At 60.4% G+C, this 17923-nt stretch carries 19 protein-coding genes and 1 tRNA gene; 2 read left to right on the top strand and 18 right to left on the bottom strand.

What is annotated here, in order from left to right:
• Window positions 1–59: 59 nt before the first annotated feature.
• From ACE3OH_RS00550 to ACE3OH_RS00485, 14 genes are all read right to left on the bottom strand, one after another.
• A complete protein-coding gene (locus ACE3OH_RS00550; protein WP_374347120.1) occupies window positions 60–449 on the bottom strand; it encodes a RidA family protein in 390 nt (129 codons plus the stop codon).
• The gene (locus ACE3OH_RS00545) at window positions 446–880 is read right to left on the bottom strand and encodes an acyl-CoA thioesterase (protein WP_374347117.1); all 435 of its coding nucleotides are present in this window, start codon (window positions 878–880) and stop codon (window positions 446–448) included. Before ACE3OH_RS00545 ends, ACE3OH_RS00550 begins: the two co-directional genes overlap by 4 nt.
• Before the next feature lie 200 nt (window positions 881–1080).
• Window positions 1081–1680: an aminodeoxychorismate/anthranilate synthase component II gene (locus ACE3OH_RS00540; RefSeq protein WP_374347115.1), complete on the bottom strand. Its 600-nt coding sequence runs from the start codon at window positions 1678–1680 to the stop codon at window positions 1081–1083.
• The gene (locus ACE3OH_RS00535; RefSeq protein ID WP_374347113.1) at window positions 1671–3167 is read right to left on the bottom strand and encodes an anthranilate synthase component I family protein; all 1497 of its coding nucleotides are present in this window, start codon (window positions 3165–3167) and stop codon (window positions 1671–1673) included. The genes ACE3OH_RS00540 and ACE3OH_RS00535 overlap by 10 nt, the downstream gene beginning before the upstream one ends.
• Complete coding sequence (locus ACE3OH_RS00530) at window positions 3161–5893, bottom strand: 3-deoxy-7-phosphoheptulonate synthase (RefSeq protein ID WP_374347111.1); 2733 nt, start codon at window positions 5891–5893, stop codon at window positions 3161–3163. Before ACE3OH_RS00530 ends, ACE3OH_RS00535 begins: the two co-directional genes overlap by 7 nt.
• A gap of 76 nt (window positions 5894–5969) precedes the next feature.
• A complete protein-coding gene (locus ACE3OH_RS00525) occupies window positions 5970–7166 on the bottom strand; it encodes an iron-containing redox enzyme family protein (RefSeq protein ID WP_374347109.1) in 1197 nt (398 codons plus the stop codon).
• A gap of 65 nt (window positions 7167–7231) precedes the next feature.
• Window positions 7232–8413, bottom strand: coding sequence for an MFS transporter (locus tag ACE3OH_RS00520; RefSeq protein WP_374347107.1), 1182 nt, complete (start codon window positions 8411–8413; stop codon window positions 7232–7234).
• A gap of 32 nt (window positions 8414–8445) precedes the next feature.
• The gene (locus tag ACE3OH_RS00515; protein WP_374347105.1) at window positions 8446–9510 is read right to left on the bottom strand and encodes a 2Fe-2S iron-sulfur cluster-binding protein; all 1065 of its coding nucleotides are present in this window, start codon (window positions 9508–9510) and stop codon (window positions 8446–8448) included.
• A 21-nt stretch (window positions 9511–9531) separates the two neighbouring features.
• Window positions 9532–10062, bottom strand: a complete 531-nt coding sequence (paaD, locus tag ACE3OH_RS00510; protein WP_374347103.1) for a 1,2-phenylacetyl-CoA epoxidase subunit PaaD — start codon at window positions 10060–10062, stop codon at window positions 9532–9534.
• Window positions 10056–10826, bottom strand: a complete 771-nt coding sequence (paaC, locus tag ACE3OH_RS00505) for a 1,2-phenylacetyl-CoA epoxidase subunit PaaC (RefSeq protein WP_374347101.1) — start codon at window positions 10824–10826, stop codon at window positions 10056–10058. The genes paaD and paaC overlap by 7 nt, the downstream gene beginning before the upstream one ends.
• On the bottom strand, window positions 10823–11104 hold the full coding sequence (gene paaB, locus ACE3OH_RS00500; RefSeq protein ID WP_374347099.1) for a 1,2-phenylacetyl-CoA epoxidase subunit PaaB: 282 nt from the start codon (window positions 11102–11104) through the stop codon (window positions 10823–10825). The genes paaC and paaB overlap by 4 nt, the downstream gene beginning before the upstream one ends.
• Window positions 11097–12080 (bottom strand): 1,2-phenylacetyl-CoA epoxidase subunit PaaA, encoded by a 984-nt coding sequence (paaA, locus tag ACE3OH_RS00495; protein WP_374347097.1) that lies wholly within the window; start codon window positions 12078–12080, stop codon window positions 11097–11099. Before paaA ends, paaB begins: the two co-directional genes overlap by 8 nt.
• Complete coding sequence (locus tag ACE3OH_RS00490; RefSeq protein ID WP_374347095.1) at window positions 12073–13815, bottom strand: class I adenylate-forming enzyme family protein; 1743 nt, start codon at window positions 13813–13815, stop codon at window positions 12073–12075. Before ACE3OH_RS00490 ends, paaA begins: the two co-directional genes overlap by 8 nt.
• 31 nt (window positions 13816–13846) lie before the next feature.
• Window positions 13847–14281 carry a MauE/DoxX family redox-associated membrane protein gene (locus ACE3OH_RS00485; RefSeq protein WP_374347093.1) on the bottom strand — a complete coding sequence of 145 codons (435 nt, stop codon included), beginning with the start codon at window positions 14279–14281 and terminating at the stop codon, window positions 13847–13849.
• Window positions 14282–14581: 300 nt separating this feature from the next.
• Here ACE3OH_RS00485 and ACE3OH_RS00480 point away from each other — a divergent pair, with 300 nt between their 5' ends.
• Window positions 14582–15322, top strand: a complete 741-nt coding sequence (locus ACE3OH_RS00480) for an NAD-dependent epimerase/dehydratase family protein (protein WP_374347091.1) — start codon at window positions 14582–14584, stop codon at window positions 15320–15322.
• 179 nt (window positions 15323–15501) lie between these two features.
• Here ACE3OH_RS00480 and ACE3OH_RS00475 read toward each other — a convergent pair.
• Window positions 15502–15577, bottom strand: a tRNA-Thr gene (locus ACE3OH_RS00475).
• 320 nt (window positions 15578–15897) lie between these two features.
• Here ACE3OH_RS00475 and ACE3OH_RS00470 point away from each other — a divergent pair.
• A complete protein-coding gene (locus ACE3OH_RS00470; protein ID WP_374347089.1) occupies window positions 15898–16716 on the top strand; it encodes a substrate-binding periplasmic protein in 819 nt (272 codons plus the stop codon).
• A 70-nt stretch (window positions 16717–16786) separates the two neighbouring features.
• Here the strand turns inward: ACE3OH_RS00470 and ACE3OH_RS00465 are convergent, their stop codons facing one another.
• The 3 genes from ACE3OH_RS00465 to ACE3OH_RS00455 are packed head-to-tail and all read right to left on the bottom strand — an operon-like array spanning window position 16787 to window position 17906.
• On the bottom strand, window positions 16787–17182 hold the full coding sequence (locus ACE3OH_RS00465; protein WP_374347087.1) for a group II truncated hemoglobin: 396 nt from the start codon (window positions 17180–17182) through the stop codon (window positions 16787–16789).
• 14 nt (window positions 17183–17196) lie between these two features.
• Window positions 17197–17556 (bottom strand): YkgJ family cysteine cluster protein, encoded by a 360-nt coding sequence (locus ACE3OH_RS00460; protein ID WP_374347085.1) that lies wholly within the window; start codon window positions 17554–17556, stop codon window positions 17197–17199.
• Entirely contained in the window at window positions 17556–17906 is a 351-nt protein-coding gene (locus tag ACE3OH_RS00455) for a YkgJ family cysteine cluster protein (RefSeq protein WP_374347083.1), read from the bottom strand. Before ACE3OH_RS00455 ends, ACE3OH_RS00460 begins: the two co-directional genes overlap by 1 nt.
• Between the last annotated feature and the right edge of the window lie 17 nt (window positions 17907–17923).

Raw genomic sequence — 17923 nt, 5'->3', positions numbered from 1 at the left:
GCCGCCAATCAGGCCAACTGCTTGCCGAGCCGCCTGACCGATTGAGCACAAATTGATATTCAGTCAGGTATCACAGCTGTCGCTTCGATCTGGACCTTAGCCCCCTCCACCATCAAGGATTTGACCTCGAAGGCGCTCATTGCCGGGTAGTGGCCGATCAGATCGCGATAGGCACGTCCGACTTCGCGCGCATCGGCAAAATAGGCTTCTCGATCGCTGACATACCAAGTCAGCCGTACCAGATGCTCGGGTCGCGCCCCAGCCTCGGCCAGCACCGCCACGATATTGTGCAGAGCCTGTATCGCCTGGTCGGCATAGCGCTCACTGCGCAATTGCTCGTCCGCATCCCATCCTAGTTGGCCCGAAGTAAACACCAGCGTGCCGCGCGCTGCGATACCATTTGCATAGCCGCGCGGTCGCGCCCAGTGTGGTGGCTGCAGCAGCTTCATACCAGTATCTCCAGGTCGACCGGTAAGGCTTGCAGGGCATGACGGATGTCGGGCGGTATATCAACCGAGCAGCCATTGTCAAGCGAAGTCTGAACCATCACTTGGCGGCAACGCATGCGCAGCGCACCCGCCACGTGTGCATCGATATCCACTGTCAGTGAGCGTCGACCCAGACGAACCAGTCGCAGATCCATGGTCAGCATGTCGCCCTGGCGAGAGGGGGATGCAAACTCGCATTCCAGCTTGACCAAGGGCAAGCCCAGCCGGCGCGGGCCGATCATGTCAGAAAATGAGACGTCCAGGCCTTCGGTAAACCAATCTTCCACCAGCCAGTTGCTGATCACCAAATACTGCGGAAAGTAGACAATGCCCGCCGGATCGCAGTGCGAAAAACGAACGAGATATTGCTTACTGAAATGCGGTTCTTGCATAGGTACTCCTGCAGGCGGGCAAAACCGCCTTCGCAATGGTGGGTAGTGCTCTATTTGAGGTCCGGCGGTAGACGCCAACGCTTGCGCGCACCTGATCGAAATTGAATAGATCACGGGGATGCGCTGACTGCCGCCGCCCAAGCCCTGATCCTCGCGGGGCCGGTGATGCACCGTGGCAGGGCGCATATACCTAGGCTGCCTTAGGCATAGGCGGCTACATCCTGGCGAACCAGGCTCAGATAATTGGCGAGCATCGCCATCCCGCGTTCAGTCAATACAGACTCTGGATGGAACTGCACGCCAAAGATGGGCAGCTCGCGATGGCGCAAGGCCATGATTTCTCCCAGGCCACCTTGTGCGTCAAGCACATGAGCGGTTGCCTGCAAATCAACCGGCAGGCGGTCGGCCACCAGGGAGTGATAACGTGCGACCTGCACCCCATCGGGCAAGCCGGCAAACATGTCCTGGCCATGATGGCGCATACGCGATACTTTGCCATGCATGACTTCGGATGCACGACGGATCTCGGCGCCAAACGCTGCTGCAATGCTTTGATGGCCTAGGCAGATGCCAAGCATAGGTAAGCGCCCAGCGAAGCGATGTATAGCCGCCAAGGAAATGCCAGCCTCGGCTGGCGAACAAGGTCCCGGTGAAATAATCAGCGACTCGGGTGCCAACGCCTCGATCTGTGCCAGGCTGATCTGGTCATTGCGCCTGACCACAATATCGGCGCCCAGCATGCCTAGGTACTGCACAATGTTGTAGGTAAACGAATCGTAGTTGTCGATCATCAGGTGCATGCCAGCGCCTCCTCGCAGCGTGCGGCAGCCAGGCGGATTACCCGACTTTTTTCCATGGTTTCTTCCCATTCGCGGGCGGCGAGCGAGTCGCGCACCACGCCGGCACCGGCCTGTATATGCAGCCGCCCAGCGCAAAGCAACGCAGTTCGGATGGCAATCGCCAGATCAGCGCACCCGCACCAATCCATCCAGCCAATGGCCCCCCCATACACGCCGCGTCCGTGCGGCTCCAGTTCCGCAATCACCTCCAACGCCCGTATCTTCGACGCACCGCTCAAGGTGCCCGCCGGGAAAGTGCTCCTAAGCAGATCCAAGCCACTTACCGTGTCGGGCATACGCCCGGTTACCGTCGACACGATATGCATCACATGGGAAAAGTACTCCACCTTGAGCAGGCGCTCGACCTGCACACTGCCCTTGTCAGCCAGGCGGCCCAGGTCATTGCGTGCCAGATCAACCAGCATCATGTGCTCGGCAATCTCTTTCGGATCAGCCAACAATTGGTCGCGCAGCCACTCATCCTCGGCAGCCCCCGCGCCGCGACGCCGTGTACCAGCCATCGGGCGGCTGGTCACCAGCTCGTTCTCCTGTCGAAAAAGCATCTCCGGCGAGGCGCCCACGATCTGACAATCGCCCAGGTTCAATAGATACCGGTATGGGGTAGGCCCGAGGCTGCACAATGCTCGATAGAGCGACAGAGCGCTGCCTTCGTAGTCCATATTCATGCGTTGCGACAGAACGACCTGCATGACGTCACCTGCCGCAATGTATTCCTTGATGCGGGCTACTGCTTGCTCGTAGTCCTCACGAGGAAAATCAAATTGCGGCATCGAGGGCTCCTGCTGCGACCACGCGCGGCTCGCGGTTGCAGGCACCAATACAGGCGAAAGTTGCGCACCAAGGCGCTGCAAGCGTGCTAAGCCCCGTGAGTAGTCGCTGCAAGATTGCGGTTGCTCGTGCACGATACAAAAGGCCAGGCCTCGTTCATGATCCAGCACGATCAGCGCGGTACTAAGCCATTGCCATACGTCAGGCATATCCAATCCGGACGGCTTAGGTTCGGCGCGGCGCAAGCGTGGTTCAATCAGTCTGGTGGTCTCAAAGCCGAAATACCCGAACAAACCGCCGCTGAACTGCGGCAGCTCGGCAAACTCCGGCACCCGGAAGCCTTGCTGAAAGCTCGCTAGCTCCGCCAAAGGGTCTTCGCAAGCCAGCTCACGCAAAATCTGGCCATCACGGTAGTGACGAAAAAGACCTGCATCCAGTTCAACGTGCTCGCTACAGGGCAGACCAATCACCGAATAGCAGGGGCAAAATACACCGTCATGCCATTGGCCGGTCTCAAACAGATAGTCCTGTCCTTCATTTGCCAGCGCTTGGTAAATATCGGCCGCTTCCACGCCTGGCGGTAGCACGAAGGTTTGCCACAGTGGCACATGCGTGTAGCCAAGCCTGCCATAGTCCATAAATGCATCCAGACTCAACATGGTTGCATCTCCGACTGGCTGCACAGCAATACACCAGCCTGCTTCGATAGCGCGCGCCGATCAGGCTTGCCATTGCGATTAAGAGGAAGCTCTGCCAGCACTGCAATCCGCTGCGGACGTTTGTAGCTCTCCAAATGCGCCTCCAGCGTGGCGCGAACCAAGCGGACCAGTGCATCGCCAGCCACTGCTCCACGCACAAACAGTACAGGCCGTAATTCGCCATCTCGATCCGAGCCCGGCACCAGATAGCATTCGTTGACTTCCGGCAACAGATTGCCCAGCAGGTTTTCGATCTCTACCGGCACAACCCAACGCCCGTTTACCTTGAAACGATCGTCCTCGCGGCCGTGGAAGGTCAGCATCCCGTCGCTATCCTGACTGAATAGATCACCCGTGCGATACCAGCCATCGACAAAACGGGCCGCCTGATCTTGCGGCCTCTCCCAATACCCCAGCGCCATGCTCGGAGACTTGACCAACAATACGCCATACTCGCCATCCGCAACCGGTAAGCCATCGGCATTCACAATGCGGGCCTCCCAGCCAGGCAACATGCGCCCCACCTTGCCAGGCTGCACGGCATCCGGATAGCTGGTGGCGAAGACATGGCACATTTCGGTGGCGCCGATGCCGTCATGCAGGTCGACGCCGAAGCGTTCCCGCCAGCGGCTGGCTATTGCCGGAGGCAGGGGCGCGCCAGCCGAAAATGCCAATCTGACTGAGAGTTCGCTGCCATCGATATCTTCGTCCAGCAGCATGCGATATAGAGCAGGCACTGCGAATAGCACTGTGGGCTGGTATTGACGCAGTAGTGCTCGCACCCGCTCGAGTGACGGCCATTGCGAATCAAGCAAGGCGCAAGCGCCAAGGTGAAGCGGAAAAAACAGGCTATTGCCCATGCCATAACCAAAGAAGGACTTCGGCACCGAATACAAGATGTCGGTTTCGGCGAGGCCAAGCTGACCTGCTGCAAAATGCTCGCATGCAGCCAACACCGAGCGGGCACTGTGTACAACCCCCTTGGGCAGGCCGGTGCTACCGGAGGTGTACTGGATCAGGATTGGCGCCTCAACGGACTGGTAGACAAAGTCATCCCACGCATCGTCCGGGTGAGCGTCCCCCAGCCAATCCAAATGGGCATCGGCATCCAGGCAATGCAAGGTCGGTGTCACAGGCCACAACGCAGCTTGCGCTGAGTCGGCAAAGCACAGTACCGGGCGTGCATCCGCCAACAACTGTGCGATCGCGGCACTATCGAGCCGTGGGTTCACTACGACCGGCAGCGCACCGAGCGCCAACGCCGCAAAAAATGTTGCGAGCAGCTCCGGCCCGTCATTCAGCGCGATCAGTACACGTTCGCCAGGTTTGGCGCCGGATCGCGCCATCCAGGCGGCCTGGCGGCGCACTACCCGATCCAACTCACGATAGCTGAGCCGAAAGCCCGGCCCACAGAAACTGGTGCGATCACAGTTGCGGCGCGTCGCAATCAGGCGTTCAGTCAGATTTATCTGCTCTGGCGCGGCGGCCGCCATGCCAAGTCCATCGATCAATGTACGGGCCAATGCCTGGGCCTGGGCAGGGTTGAGTCGCGGATCACAGGCGGTTAGATAGGCCCGGCCCAGATCGCGTTCATCAAGGCCCTCGGGCCCGCCAAGACATTCGGTCACCGATTCACCACTCAGCTCCAGGTGCACACCTCCGGCATGGGTAGCGCATTGGCGATGCGCCGCGATAAAGCCCTGGATTTCCGCTGCGATATCGTCGTAACGCCGTGTCTTGATACCTCCATCCGTTACCACACCATTGCCATGCATGGGATCGCATAGCCATAAGGGCTGACGGCCGGCATCGCGTACCGCCGCCAGCAGCATCGGCAATTGCTCGATAGCACGCCGGCCCATACGCACAATCAGAGTCAGGCGGCCTGGAATATTGTCCGGATCGAGCAGGGCAATCAGGGCCAATAGCGTCGCCGGCTCGATATTGGGTCCTATCTTGATGCCGATTGGATTCTGTATGCCGCGTACGAATTCGATATGGGCGCTGTCAAGCTGGCGGGTGCGCTCCCCCACCCACAGAAAATGCCCGGAACCGCCATACCACAGCCCATCATCGCCACGCAGCAGCGCGGCCTGTTCATAAGGCAGGAGCAAGGCCTCATGACTGGTGAAATAGCGCCCCTCCCTTTCTGCCCCGCTGCGCTCCAGACTACGCAGGTAGTTCAGGCTGGCAGCTGCATGGAAGTAGGCTTGCTCCATACGGGCCGGATCGGGGCGGCGCGTCGCTGCGTCAAACCGGCTGCCATTAATGATGTCACCGCGGTAGCTTGGCAAACTCAAGCCAGCACGGGTTTCCTCCGCCTGGCTACGCGGCTTGGCGTACTGGCCCGCGATGCGGCCCAAGCACAGTACCGGCAAACCCGTACCGAGCTGCAATTGCTCAGCCATGCTGCCAAGCAACTGGTAATGTGCCGTCAGTACCGCAGGGCGCAAGCCTTCAAATTGTTCCGCACAATCACCCGCCTGAATAACCAGCGCCTGGCCCAGGGCAGCACGGGCTAGTTGGTCGCGCAGTTCGCGGATTTCCGCCACGCTGACTAGCGCAGGGTAGGCGGACAGCCGTGCCAACACGGCATCTGCCTCGGCATCATCATGGTAGGCCGGCATATGGGATTGCTGCCTGGATGCCCAGCTGTCGGGCGTCCAGCTTGATAGGGAAGTCAGCATGGTCTCGTTCTCGGTCTTGTCTGCTGTCGATATAGGGCTGCGCCCGGCATCCGGGCGATGCGGCGGGCGCAGCGGATCAGGCGCTCGTCACGCCGAGTTCCTCGCGCAAGGCGATGCCGCCAAGGTTTTGCAATAGCGGGGCGTTTTCACAGGCCAGGTACACCGCCTCACCCGCACCGGTATTGACATGTTGGTGCTCAGCCCACACCGGCACATAAATGGCATCTCCCGCGCGCCAGGGAACCTTGCGCTCGCCGATGCGCGAGTAGCCTTCGCCCTGCATCACATAGATCATCGTTTCGTAGTTATGCCGATGCAGGCGGGTACCTTCGGCCTCGTCCAAGCGGCCAATGGTCATGCTGATGGTGTTGCTGGGCAGATCAACGATATGTACTTTGTGTTTGCGCTCGGACGAGAACCGCTGATCTCCGCCCTGACTAGCCTGCATCACCTGGCTGTGGCTGAGCCTGTCCGGCACATTGGCACGCAGGCGGCTCGGCACACGCCAGAAGTCAGCCGAACTGAATCGGCCGTCTCCAGACGCTGGTAATGTCTGCGCCTGACTGCGCGCCCAGATTGCGTCGAACATCGCTATGCGCCGCGCGATCAGTTCGCTACCGATGCGGGCCGCCAACGAGCGCCGTGCATCATCGCCCTGGGTGAGGCGCTGCATGATGGTCAACATGGTCAGCGCATGGTCTTCATCCTCTTCAATATGCAGACTGAAGAATTCGGTCGCCTCCTTGCCGTAGCCGAAGTGCTGCAGGGCTTGCAGGATGGGGCGATAGATCAGCGGCACGATCGCCTCGGCACCCAGACACATGGCAGCCAGACCACACAGGGCATCGCGGTCCTGGCAGTGGGCCATCATGGTATCAACCATGGCCAGCGTTTCCGGTAACGGCGCTTCATCAACAGGGGCAAGGCCAAGCATGCTCAAGGTGCGCTGGAACATCTCGGCGTGGGTAACCCGGCTCACGCCATCCACGCCCATTTCTTCGCGCATATTTTCCATTAGCGCCAATACATCGTCCGCCTCGTCCAGCTGGCCCATCAGTGCGCACAGATAGCGAGTGAAATGTCGTGAATAGTGGCTGTGTTGCAGCAAGAGCGACTTCAGCGTGGCAAGGCAGGCCTCGCCGTTCGCCAGTGCCTGCAGCAGGGGATGCTCAAGCAACCCAAGTAGATCCTGCTCCTTCAGCCAATCTGCCCAGATCAGGCTGATACCGGCCACCAACGGGGTCTTGCGGTTCTTCATTGCAACTGCGGTCATTTCTCGCTCCTGAGTGGATGTTTCCGGGTAAGTAGGTATGCGTCCCTGGCGTACTGATCGAATGGTCAGACCTTGGCCAGTTTCGCGGCGCTACCGGGCAGATGCAGTAAAGCGATGCCTGCACCTGCACACAGCAGCGGAAACAGATACATGCCAGCCCAGCCCAGATGGTGGATGGTGACGCCACCCAACCAGGAGCCAATGGCGGCACCAAAGAAAAACACCGTCATATACAAACTGTTAAGGCGGGATGCAGCGGGCGGGTCGATGTCCAGCACCCGGCTCTGCGTCAAGGCCTGGACCGAGCGCACCCCGATATCGGTGAAGATCAAAAAGGCAATGATCATGGGCAGGCTTGCACCCTCAACCATGCCCAGCAGCGATACCAGTGCCATCGCCATGCCAAGCAAGATCACCGCGTTTTGCCATCGCATGCGCTGTTGCATCCACATGGCCAACTTTGGTGAACGCAGTGCAAACAAGGAGGTGAAAGCGAGCAGACCGGTCTGGCCAGCGCTCCAATGCAGGGTGGCGAAAGTCAGCGAGCCTAGGTTTGCCCAGATTCCATTCGATGCAGCAAAGAAGCAGGCAGCAATCAGGGCGTAACGACGCAGCTCGGCATGGTCGAGCCAGCGTTGCGCCTGCTGCCCGAGCATGCGGACGTAGCCAACGGACGCAGCCGGCGGTAGCGCGCGAATTGCGCGGCGCATGGCTAAGCCAAGCAGAACGGTCAGCGCGCCTACCGTCATATAGACACCACGCCAGCCAATCTGCACGCTGCCCCAGCCAGCCAGCACTCGCGCCAGTAGCAGGCCGGCAAACAAGGACGACAGCAGGCTACCGATCACCGCCGGACGCTCTGCCGCCGAGCAGGTTCTGGCGCAATAGGCGATTACCAGCTGGCCGCCAATCGATAGCAAGCCGGCCAATACGCCGAACACAATCATTACCGGCAGCGATGGCGCGACGGCGAGCAACATCAGTACCCCACCGAGGCCAGACATCACTGCAGGTATCAGCCGTCGTGGTGACAGGGAATCACCCAGCGGTAAACCAAAAATCAGTCCCGCGCCATAGCCGGACTGAGTGGCGACCGACAAGCCCCACAAAGCACCGGAAGGCAGGCCGAAGGAGGCCGCGATCATCTGCGTCATCGACTGGTGGTAGACAACGGCGGCGACTGAAAAGCCGACTGCCAGGCAATACAGGGCCAACGCCCAACGCGAAAGCGGGGTTGCGGTTTGCATAAACGGTCCAGGTAGTAGTGAGAGCGCGCCGCTCAGTCGAGCGCCAACTCAAGATGCTGGCTGCGCGCACGACTGCGGCAGCTAAGCACATAGCCGGCGGCAACCTCCGCCGGGTCCAGGGCATGTGGCTCGTACATTTCCACATCTCCGGCCAGCACCTTGCAGCGGCAGGTGGCGCAGACACCAGCCTTGCAGGAATAACGCGGTGCCAACCCAGCCTTGAGCATGGCATCGAGCAAGGTATCGCCACTGGGAGGCAGGCTCAGGCGTCGCCGAGCGCCCTCTTGCTGCACCAGCAAATCGACGCTGCCACTCGCCGCTGGGGTACGCGCTTCGCAGCTAGCCGGGCGAGGCGCCGATGCGGCAAACCGCTCGCGCCGGATCTGCTCGGCACCCAGGCCTGCTGCCTGCAAGGCGGCAGCCACTGAATCCATCATGCCGGCCGGGCCACATAGATAGGCGTGGTCGATCTGCGTGGCCGGCAAACAGCTGGCGATTAGCGCGGCGCAGCGGGCTTGATCCAATCGGCCACCGAACAGGTCGACATCCTGTGTCTCTTTGCTGAACAGGTAGAGCACTCGGAAACGGTCGAGGTAACGGTCTTTCAGCTCCCACAAGTGTTCGCGAAACTGCACCGATGCGAGATCACGATTGCAGTAGACCAGGGTAAATCGACTGTGACGCTCGTCACGCAGGGTGCTTTCCAGCACCGACATGACCGGCGCTATCCCACTGCCCGCGGCGAAAGCTGCATAGTGGCGACGCGCCTGTGGCACAACCGGCAATGCAAAGTTGCCCGTCGGTGGCGCGGCTTGCAGCCAATCTCCCTCGCGCAGCTGACTATGCACCCAGCTGGAAAACCGGCCACCTGGCACCCGCTTGATCGCCAGCTGCAGCATGGCGGTGCCGCTGGCATTGCATAGTGAATAGCTGCGCCTGATCTCGTCGCCGCTCAGCTCTGCGCGCAGGGTGAGATGCTGGCCTGGCTGATGCACGAAACGCGCACGGTGTTCATCCGGCACAGTCAGCGTGAGCACCAGACTGTCCGGCGTATCGCGGCGCAGCATGGCCAGCTGTAGCGGAAAAAACTGCGACATTGATGCCTCCTCGTGCTCGCCTCAAATGGCTTTGAAATATTCAAACGGATTCGTGCAGGCTTCGCACCGATACAGAGCTTTGCAGCTGGTGCCGGCAAATTCATTGCACAGCTGAGTCTGCAAGGCGCCACAACGCGGACAAGCCGGGCGCGGCGCTACGTATTCGCGCGGAATGAAGCGCAGGGTTTGCCGGGCCGCTTGCGTCGCTAGCGGCGGCGCCACACCGGCAGCACGCATGCGTGCCTTGCCCGCTGCGCTGATCCATTCGCTGGTCCATGCCGGGTAGAGCTGCGTTTCGAGCTGCACGCCATCCAGTCCACGGTCCTGCAGCGCCAGCACAATGCTTTGTTCGATGTGCAGCCGGGCCGGACAGCCGCTGTAAGTGGGCGTCAGCACCACCTTTAGGCGTTCCGCCTGCCAGCGCACATCGCGCACAATGCCCAGATCGACGATCGAGATGTAGGGCATCTCCGGGTCTGGAATGGCCGCCAGCCACTCCCAGATGTGTTCAGTGCCTGGCTGCACCCCAATGCCATGTACGCGCGTCACCATTGCGCTCCAGGATGGGTTCGCGGCAGGTACTGCATTTCCATCAACAGGCTGACAAGGGCCTCGCCATGCTGGCCACGCTTGCCACCGGTCAGGTAGGGCGGGCTGTCCGGCAGCTGCAAATTGGCAGCTGCCAGCACTTCCTGCACATAGCGCAGCCACTCGCCATGGAGAGCCGCCTGGTCACAGCCTATGCGTAGCCCCAGCATGCGTTGATCAAGCGCATCCATCTCGAACAATTCGCCGATATGGTTCCAGCAGTGATCCAGCGCATTCTGGGCATACCCATGGCTGAGCGCGCTGCCATCCCCGAGCCTTACTACCCATTCGCTGCTGCGGCGCAAGTGGTAGCTGGCTTCCTTGCGTGCCTTCGCCGCTATCGCAGCAATCTGCTTGTCAGCCGAGTCGGACAGGTCGCGCAGCAACAGGCAGTGCCAGCTATCGAATAGGAACTGGCGCACCTGCGTATCGGCAAAGTTGCCATTGGGCTGCTCAACCAAAAGTACATTGCGAAACGACTGGGCATCGCGCCAATACGCCAATTCATCCTCGCTGCGTGGCGGTACGCTTTGGCTGCCAGCGTATTGCAGCCACAGGCGTGCCTGCCCAAGCAGATCCAGCGCGACATTGCTCAGCGCCAGGTCTTCTTCGAGTGTCGGCGCGTGGCCACACCAGGCGCACAACTGCTGTGACAGGATTAGGGCATTGTCAGCCAGGCGTAGTACATAGTCGGCCAGCTGCTGCACCGGTTTGCTATCGGTGATCACAGGTGCTGCACTCCCTCGGGAACCGGGTAGTAGGTTGCGTGGCGAAAGGCTTTGTCCCGCGCCGTACCGAACCATGCCTCCTTATCCTGGCCGGCACTGCTGATCACCTGATCCGACGCCACCAGCCACAGGCTGACAAAGTCGTCACGCCGCGTGTAGACATCGCGCGCATATTGCATGGCCATTGCTGCATCGCTAGCCATGACACTGCCGATATGGCGGTGGGCAATGCCGTTCTGACTACGCACAAACACCTCCCATGATTTCCACTCATTCATGCTGCTCTCCTTGGTGAGCCGCCTTGCCGGCGGCGACTTTGGCGGCATGGCATGCGGCTGCGTCGCGAACCCAAGCCCCTTGCTCCCAGGCGCGACGGCGGCTGGAGATCCGCTGGCGATTACACTGCCCCTCGCCCTGAACCACCCGATTGAATTCATCCCAGTCGATCCGTCCAATCTCATAGTGGCCTGTCGCTTGGTTGAAGCGCAGCTCAGGATCGGGCACCGTCAACCCTAGGTGGTGTATCTGTGGAACGGTCTGGTCAATGAACTTCTGTCGCAGGGTGTCGTTGGAATAAAGCTTGATGCCCCACTGCATTGATTGCCGCGAATGCGGCGACTGCTCATCTGGCGGGCCGAATACCATAACGGTTGGCCACCACCAGCGATTGAGCGCATCCTGTGCCATCTGACGCTGGGCGGCGCTACCTTCGACCAGTGCGCGCACCAGATCAAAGCCCTGTCGATGATGGAAGCTTTCCTCCTGGCAGATACGCACCATGGCGCGGGCATATGGACCGTAGGAGCTTCGCGATAGCGGCACTTGGTTCACGATGGCTGCGCCATCGGTCAGCCAGCCGATCATGCCGACATCAGCCCAGGTCAGCGCAGGATAGTTGAATATATTCAGATACTTGGCCTGGCCACTCAGCAATTGCTGGTAGACCTCGTCACGCGAGGTGCCAAGGCTCTCAAGCGCGCTATACAAGTACTGCGCATGACCGGCCTCATCCTGAATCTTTGCCAGCAATACGCATTTGCGATGCAGGCTCGGGGCGCGGCTTAGCCAAAAGCCCTCCGGCAACATCCCCACATATTCCGAATGGGCATGCTGGGACATTTGCCGAAGCAGGAGCTGGCGATAACGCTCGGGCATCCAGTCTTGCGGCTCTATCTTGTCGCCACGCACTATCCTCTGTTGAAAATCTGCCTCGTGCTGGCCCATGTCGCGCGTCACAACGGCCGCCTTATCCATGCAGATAGTCCAGTAAGCCCTGGCTGACCGCGGCGGCCTGCGGCGGTGTCGGAAGCTGCTGGTTCCACACCAGCCCGGCCAGCATTTCGCGATCGCCCTCGTCATAGTCGCGCTGCCAGGTCCAGAACTGATCACGAATCAAACGCTTGAGCACCTTGCCGGTAGAGCCGGCTGGCAATTCGCCATTGGGCGACAGCAGGGCCACGCACACCGTGTAGTCCGGTAAGGCATCACGACCGCGGAAGGGGTAACACTGCAGGGCATGCTGCAAGACGGTCTTCGCATCGAGCGAGGCACCCGCCTGCGGTTGCGCCAGGATCAGCACAGCCTCTTCGCGGGTAGGCCCGCGCGGCACGCCCACAACGGTGACATCGAACACGCCGGGCAGCGTCAAAAGGTGCTCTTCCAGCAGCAAGGTGTAGGCTTGCACACCAAGATTGCTTTGCACCGTGTCGACGATGCGATCCAGATGGACGAACTCGCCATTTTCCAGTCGCAAGCCGACATCGCCGGTCAGCCAGTAGCCATTCAAGGTGGTTAACGCCGTCAGATGCGGCTGGCCAAAATAGCCGGGCGTGACTGTCGGCGAACGTACGCCGAAATACCCCGGCTGGCCGTCAGGCATCAAGTCGCCCTGGGGCGACAAAATGTCGCACACCGCATAGCTGGCCGCATGACCAACGGTGCGCTTGCTGGCCACATCGCCCCTGCTAGACACCTTTAAGAATTGCGACATGCCTAACTCGGACGCGCCAAACATATCGGTAAACCTTGCCTGCGGAGCAAGTCGCAACAGCTGTCGGATATGCGCCTCATGCGCGGTATCGCCGGTGTTGTAGAAGCGGCGCACGCTGGCGAAATACCCGTCTGGCAGGTTTTGCCCGGCAAACGATGCATAGCTCTGCGAAAACGCCGTGACAATGCTGGGCCGAAAGCTAGCGATCAAATTGGCCGCAACCGGCCCGGTCTGGGTGGTCAGCGCCAGGGTCGGGAGCTGCAGCATGGTTGCCGTCATCAGATAGCTGATACCTGCCGCATGGGTAGGCGGCATGGCGGTTGCCAGCGTATCGCCGTCCTGCTCGACAAAACTGCGCAAACGCTCCCGCTTGCCATTGAAGAATTGCGCATGACCGAACAACACCGCCTTCGGAATACCGGTGGTACCTGAGCTATGACAAACCATAATGATGTCGTCGTCGTGGCGAGCCACTGGCCAATCCGACGCGGGCAAAGCACTGACCTCGGCCGGCGCACCTTCTATAAAGCCGGCGTTCAGGGCAGTCAGGCCCTTGAGCGCGCCAGCCAGATCCCAGCGGGCATCGGTTTGCTGATCGAACACAAATACATCGAAGCGATTGCGCTGGGCATACAGTGCAGCGATATCGGCGCGCAGATGCCCATTGATCAGCACCGGAATGCAGCCCAGGCTGCCCAAGGCCAAAAAATGCAGAAAGGAAGGAATGCCATCGCCCAAATACAAGCAGACGTGGCGCCCGCGCTCAATGCCCTGGCGGCGATACCAGCCGGCGAGCGACATTACTTGGCGATGCAGGCTGGCCAAAGAAAATGCCTGATAGGCACGTCCGGAGGGACCAATATAGGGCTGCTCCAGAAACAGGAAATCTTCTTCAATTGCGCCATAGGCATGCAGCGCCTTGAACAGAAAATTGCCGGCGCCGAGTTCAGGGTCGGCAAATAATGTGTCCCAGGCTTGTTTGCGAATGGTGAAGTCCATATCGGTGCTTTCTGCTTTGGAAATAGGAAACTTAGCCAGGCTGTACATCCGCTTGCGCCACGCTGGCCAGGTAAACCAGATAGGCACAGGCACTGCAGGTGAGCACACTGAAATTCAGCGACAGCTTTACGCTCTGGAAAGCCGCCATGCTGATGGCGAATAGCAGTAGCAAGGCGGCACTAAGCCAGGCGCTACGGCGCAGCTGTATGCCTAGCAGCAGACAGATGCCCAATGCAGCCTCGAGTAGATCAACCAACCACGCCACCGCCGGAACAAGTGATGCCGGCAGCCAGGGGGCCAGCTTGGCGGTGTGACGATAGAAGTGCTCCATATCGCCCCACGACACGCCGGTATCGCCCATCTTTCCCCACAGCCCCAGGCGATCAGCAACGGCAGACAGGAACGCGGCGGCCAGGGCAAAGCGGGCGAACAGCAATACCGACTGCCAGGATTTTTGCTGGCGCATTTCAACCTCCCTCAGGGTGAAACAGCGAGGAGCAAGCCCCGCCGTGAATGTGCAGCAAATGTAGCGAGGGAAGCCTTGGCACTTAAGGGCCAAGAATCGACTGTTGAACCATGACAAGCCACGCTTGAACTTGCCATGGTTGGCCACGCATCTGCCCGGCCCAACGCTTGCATCGAGCGGAACATGTCATGCTTCGGCTAGCCGTTTTTGCCCCTTCAAGCCGACTCGTCTGCGGCGCTACAGTGCGCACTCAGCCGTCATCGCGGCGCACTGTCAGTAACCAACCGCCAGGAGAATTGAATGTCTGAAAAAGTATTTGTCGCCGGTGCATCCGGCGTAATCGGCCGGGCCTTGGTGCCCATGTTGCTTGATGCCGGCTATCAGGTGTACGGCGGGAGCCGCCGCGCCGAACATGGTCAAGCCTTGAAAGCCTTGGGTGCAGTACCGGTGCTGGTCGATGTCTACGATGCTGAGGCATTGCAACAAGCACTGGTGAAAATCCAGCCGGCGGCGGTGATTCACCAGCTGACCGACCTGCCGCGTGGACTTGATCCAAGCTTGATGGCGCAGGCAGTCGTCAATAACGCGCGGATACGCGACGAGGGCACTCGCAATCTGGTCAACGCTGCGGTGGCCGGTGGCGCCAGCCGCCTGATTGCGCAGAGCATTGCCTGGGCCTACCAGGCCGGTGATAAACCGTATCGGGAATCGCAGCCGCTGGATTTCGATGCCGAAGGCAATCGGCGTATCAGCGTTCGCGGCGTCGCCGCGCTGGAACAGCATGTGCTGGGCGAACCGGCCTTGGTGGGCACGGTACTGCGCTATGGGCAGCTTTACGGGCCGGGCACCGGTAGCGAACACGCCACGGGCACCAGCCCCGTTCATGTCGACGCCGCGGCTTATGCGGCGCTACTGGCCTTGCAGCAATCAGCAGCCGACATCTTCAACATCACCGAAGACAATACCGATGTGAGCAATGAAAAAGCCAAGACCGTGCTGGGCTGGACACCCGCATACCGGCGCGCCTTGGAAACGGCATAAGACAGCAGCCGTCGCTGCGCTGGCTAACCGGTCAAGATTCCGGCGAGCGCGTTAGCACGCGTCGCCTTATCGACTTGGCGCAAACCGGCGTCGCGCAGTCAGGTAAATCGCCAGACATTAAGCACGAAATAAAACAGGGCCAGACGCTGCAAGCGTTTGGCCCTGTTTCGGGTGTTTCCTGGTGCCGATGATCGGAATCGAACTGACGACCTTCGCATTACGAATGCGCTGCTCTACCAACTGAGCTACATCGGCACATTGTGATGGTTCAATCACAACAGCCCGACATTATAACGACCGATCCGGCGCTTGCAAAGCCGAAGCCGGATTTATTCCGGCATTGCGACAAAGCCTGGTGTATTCCAGGCGCCAAGGTATAGGTGTATGGCAGCTGCCCTGCTCGACAAATTGCAAGGCAACACCGGTCAGACAATACCTGTGCTCGTCCCGATGCATTGTAGTGCAGGCCGCCGACGCTTGACGTGACCGGTGCTGTAAGCGATACCTAAGCCTGTATGTCGGCGCCAACATGCCACAGCGCCCCGCCGTGCCAGTCTTCTGATCGAGGAGGCAATGTGCTTAGTCCAACCGCAATCGGCAAATCATTGCGACCAGTCGACCCACCGTGCAACACAGGCCGCAAGGTGTGGCTGGCCGGCCTGCTGCTCGCTGCAGCGGCTGCAACTGCCGGCGAAACGCAGCTGCGCCTCGCCTCGGACGACTGGTGCCCCTTTGTGTGCAGCGATGGCAAAGCGGTACGCGATGGCTATCTGGTGGAACTGACGCAGCTGGCGCTATCCAGATCGGGCTACCGCACCCAGCCCCTGCTCCTGCCGTTCAATCGCGCCATCAATGACACCGTGCAAGGCAAGATAGAGGGCGTGTACGCCCCGCCACGCGATGCTCGTCTGCTGATAAGCCATGCCTTGGGTGAATCACGAGCCTGCTTCTACACTCGCCGCAGCAGCAACTGGCAATATCAGGGCCTCAAGTCACTGGAGTCGGTCAAGCTGGGGGTGATTGCCGACTATGGCTATGACGATGCCAGCGGCGACGCCTATATCGCCGATCATGCACGGGACGAGCGGCGTATAGCTATTTCCTATGGCGAGGTCGCCGGCGTCGACAATCTGCGCAAGCTGAACGCCGGGTTTTATCCGGTGATGCTTGAGCATGAGGCCGTGGTTGAGCGTTTGGCCAAAAAGCTGGGCATGGATGGTGCGATCCGCCAGGCAGGCTGCCTGGAGCAAGCCATACCGCTGACCATCGGCTTCTCGCGCCAGCACGCCCAAGCGAGCATCTGGGCTAACGCCCTGATTCAGGGGTTTCGTGAACTCGACCCAGCCCTGATCAAGGCACTGCAGGCCAAATACGGCATTCAGCCGGCCCCGTGAGCCACGGCATCAGCTGTAGGCAGTCGGCTTGACCGCCAGCAGATGCCCCACTGCAGATCGAGACCCCCATTCAACCCTCGCGGTTACGCATGAAGTCCGCCGTGCGCAAGAAGGCCTGCTCCAGTTCTTCCTTCAGCGCCACATCATGCGCACAGACCTGCTCCAGAGCCTGGTACATGCAGTACAGCCACTCATCGCGCATACGCTCATTGATCGGGAACGGCAGGTGCCGCGCCCGCAGCATCGGGTGGCCATATTTCTCCACATACAGCGATGGGCCGCCCAGCCAGCCGCTCAGGAACAGGAACAGCTTCTCGCTGGCGCTCGCAAGGCTCGCATCATGTACCGCCCGCACCCCGGCCGCGACCGGGTCTTGATCCATTACCTGGTAAAAACGGTCCACCAGCGCCCGTACCGCCGTTTCGCCCCCCAAACGCTCATACGGCGTTGCTTCGCTTGCTTGCATCGTGTTGCTGCCTGTCAGTAGTCGGTTTGATCGGCCGGCAGATCGGGCAGGCCGTGCCGGCGCCTTGCCCGGTTGCAGGCCGGAGAAAAAATGCCCAGCTCGGCCAGCGGTGCGAATTCACGGCAAGGCCCGGGGCGTTCGGCATAAATGGCGCAGGAAACCCGCTCACCAACCTTGCCCTGCAGCGCGACGCAGCGTGGCTGGGCGTAGTCGGTGCCGCGCATGCGGCAAAGGCTTGCCGTTTCGGTATCCGCGAGCCCATCAGGCACCTTGCCGCCTTCACTGTCGAGCTCACTGCGGTCAAAGCTGACCCGGAAAGCAGCACAACAGGCACCGCAGCGGAGGCAGATTGTGTCAGCCAAGGAGTTTGTCATTATTGCGCCTGATCAAGAGACTGGCTGGGCAATGGCGGCAAGCGATGCCGGGCGCGCGCTCGCCTGCATTGCTCATCGCCCGGCTGGACTTCACGACACGGCGACGGACGCTGCAGATACACGCTGCAACGGGTGGCGCCACCGACTTCGCCTTGCAGCGCCGCGCAACGCGGCTGGGGTGCCCAGCTGCCACGCATGCAACTCATCAAGCCATTCACCTGCTCGGTCAGAGCCAGGGGCAAACCACGCTGCTCGGCCTCCGCCCAATAGAAGGACACACGAAATGCAGCGCAACAGGCGCCGCACTGCAAGCAGGGCTCACTGTGGGCAACAGATAGCGGGGCCGACATAACACCAGAATGAATTG

The organism is Chitinimonas sp. (assembly GCF_041904975.1).
Lineage (GTDB): Bacteria > Pseudomonadota > Gammaproteobacteria > Burkholderiales > Chitinimonadaceae > Chitinimonas.
The sequence above is the reverse complement of the archived record's forward strand: the minus strand, read 5'-3'. Positions and strand labels throughout refer to the sequence as shown.

What these genes read in the sequence shown, in the direction of transcription:
- ACE3OH_RS00550 (WP_374347120.1), bottom strand. Translation starts at nt 449, where the DNA reads ATGAAGCTGCTGCAGCCACCACACTGGGCGCGACCGCGCGGCTATGCA.
- ACE3OH_RS00545 (WP_374347117.1), bottom strand. Translation starts at nt 880, where the DNA reads ATGCAAGAACCGCATTTCAGTAAGCAATATCTCGTTCGTTTTTCGCAC.
- ACE3OH_RS00540 (WP_374347115.1), bottom strand. Translation starts at nt 1,680, where the DNA reads ATGCACCTGATGATCGACAACTACGATTCGTTTACCTACAACATTGTG.
- ACE3OH_RS00535 (WP_374347113.1), bottom strand. Translation starts at nt 3,167, where the DNA reads ATGTTGAGTCTGGATGCATTTATGGACTATGGCAGGCTTGGCTACACG.
- ACE3OH_RS00530 (WP_374347111.1), bottom strand. Translation starts at nt 5,893, where the DNA reads ATGCTGACTTCCCTATCAAGCTGGACGCCCGACAGCTGGGCATCCAGG.
- ACE3OH_RS00525 (WP_374347109.1), bottom strand. Translation starts at nt 7,166, where the DNA reads ATGACCGCAGTTGCAATGAAGAACCGCAAGACCCCGTTGGTGGCCGGT.
- ACE3OH_RS00520 (WP_374347107.1), bottom strand. Translation starts at nt 8,413, where the DNA reads ATGCAAACCGCAACCCCGCTTTCGCGTTGGGCGTTGGCCCTGTATTGC.
- ACE3OH_RS00515 (WP_374347105.1), bottom strand. Translation starts at nt 9,510, where the DNA reads ATGTCGCAGTTTTTTCCGCTACAGCTGGCCATGCTGCGCCGCGATACG.
- paaD (WP_374347103.1), bottom strand. Translation starts at nt 10,062, where the DNA reads ATGGTGACGCGCGTACATGGCATTGGGGTGCAGCCAGGCACTGAACAC.
- paaB (WP_374347099.1), bottom strand. Translation starts at nt 11,104, where the DNA reads ATGAATGAGTGGAAATCATGGGAGGTGTTTGTGCGTAGTCAGAACGGC.
- paaA (WP_374347097.1), bottom strand. Translation starts at nt 12,080, where the DNA reads ATGGATAAGGCGGCCGTTGTGACGCGCGACATGGGCCAGCACGAGGCA.
- ACE3OH_RS00490 (WP_374347095.1), bottom strand. Translation starts at nt 13,815, where the DNA reads ATGGACTTCACCATTCGCAAACAAGCCTGGGACACATTATTTGCCGAC.
- ACE3OH_RS00485 (WP_374347093.1), bottom strand. Translation starts at nt 14,281, where the DNA reads ATGCGCCAGCAAAAATCCTGGCAGTCGGTATTGCTGTTCGCCCGCTTT.
- ACE3OH_RS00480 (WP_374347091.1), top strand. Translation starts at nt 14,582, where the DNA reads ATGTCTGAAAAAGTATTTGTCGCCGGTGCATCCGGCGTAATCGGCCGG.
- ACE3OH_RS00465 (WP_374347087.1), bottom strand. Translation starts at nt 17,182, where the DNA reads ATGCAAGCAAGCGAAGCAACGCCGTATGAGCGTTTGGGGGGCGAAACG.
- ACE3OH_RS00460 (WP_374347085.1), bottom strand. Translation starts at nt 17,556, where the DNA reads ATGACAAACTCCTTGGCTGACACAATCTGCCTCCGCTGCGGTGCCTGT.
- ACE3OH_RS00455 (WP_374347083.1), bottom strand. Translation starts at nt 17,906, where the DNA reads ATGTCGGCCCCGCTATCTGTTGCCCACAGTGAGCCCTGCTTGCAGTGC.